Below are 1,191 nucleotides of genomic sequence, written 5' to 3'. Positions count from 1 at the left end.
TTAGTCCATCACGGCGGCGACGACGCCGGCCCCGACGGTGCGACCGCCTTCACGGATGGCGAAGCGCAGCTTCTCCTCCATGGCGATCGGAGCGATCAGCTCCACTTCCATCGTGATGTTGTCGCCCGGCATCACCATCTCGGTGCCCTCGGGCAGCTTCACCACGCCCGTCACGTCGGTCGTGCGGAAGTAGAACTGCGGACGGTAGTTGCCGAAGAACGGCGTGTGACGCCCGCCCTCTTCCTTGGTCAGGATGTAGGCCTCGGCCTTGAACTTCGTGTGCGGCCGGATCGAGCCCGGCTTGCACAGCACCTGGCCGCGCTCCACGTCCTCGCGCTTCGTGCCGCGCAGCAGAACGCCCACGTTGTCGCCCGCCTGGCCCTGGTCGAGCAGCTTGCGGAACATCTCGACGCCCGTGACCGTCGTCTTCTGCGTGTCGCGAAGACCCACGATCTCCACTTCCTCGCCCACCTTGATGATCCCGCGCTCAACGCGGCCCGTCACCACCGTGCCGCGGCCCGAAATCGAGAACACGTCCTCGATCGGCATCAGGAACGGCTGGTCGACCGGACGCTCCGGCTGCGGAATGTAGGCATCCACCTCCGCCATCAGCTTGAGAACCGCGTCGCGGCCGATCTCCGGCTGACGGTCCTCCAGCGCGCACAGCGCCGAGCCCTTCACGATCGGAATGTCGTCGCCCGGGAAGTCGTACTTCGACAAAAGCTCGCGAACCTCCAGCTCAACCAGGTCGAGCAGCTCCGGATCGTCCACCATGTCGACCTTGTTCATGAACACCACCAGAGCCGGAACGCCCACCTGGCGCGCCAGAAGGATGTGCTCGCGGGTCTGCGGCATCGGGCCGTCCGCCGACGACACCACCAGGATCGCGCCGTCCATCTGCGCCGCGCCCGTGATCATGTTCTTCACGTAGTCCGCGTGGCCGGGGCAGTCCACGTGCGCATAGTGCCGGTTCGTGGTCTCGTACTCAACGTGCGCCGTCGAGATCGTGATGCCGCGCGCCTTCTCTTCCGGAGCCTTGTCAATCTGGTCGTACGCCGTAAACGTCGCGCCGCCAGACTCCGCCAGAACCTTCGTGATCGCCGCCGTCAGCGACGTCTTGCCATGGTCAACGTGACCAATCGTCCCGATGTTGCAGTGCGGCTTCGTCCGCTCAAACTTTTCCTTCGCCAT

At 65.1% G+C, this 1,191-nt stretch carries 1 protein-coding gene; it reads right to left on the bottom strand.

Going from position 1 to position 1,191, the window contains the following annotated elements:
- A complete protein-coding gene (gene tuf, locus E4K09_RS24745; protein WP_134500306.1) occupies positions 1-1,191 on the bottom strand; it encodes an elongation factor Tu in 1,191 nt (396 codons plus the stop codon).

Source organism: Microvirga pakistanensis (assembly GCF_004458765.1).
Classification (GTDB): domain Bacteria; phylum Pseudomonadota; class Alphaproteobacteria; order Rhizobiales; family Beijerinckiaceae; genus Microvirga; species Microvirga pakistanensis.
This window is presented reverse-complemented; position numbering and strand designations above follow the sequence as displayed.

Excerpts from the sequence above, each read along its gene's own strand:
- tuf (WP_134500306.1), bottom strand. The coding sequence starts at position 1,191 with ATGGCGAAGGAAAAGTTTGAGCGGACGAAGCCGCACTGCAACATCGGG.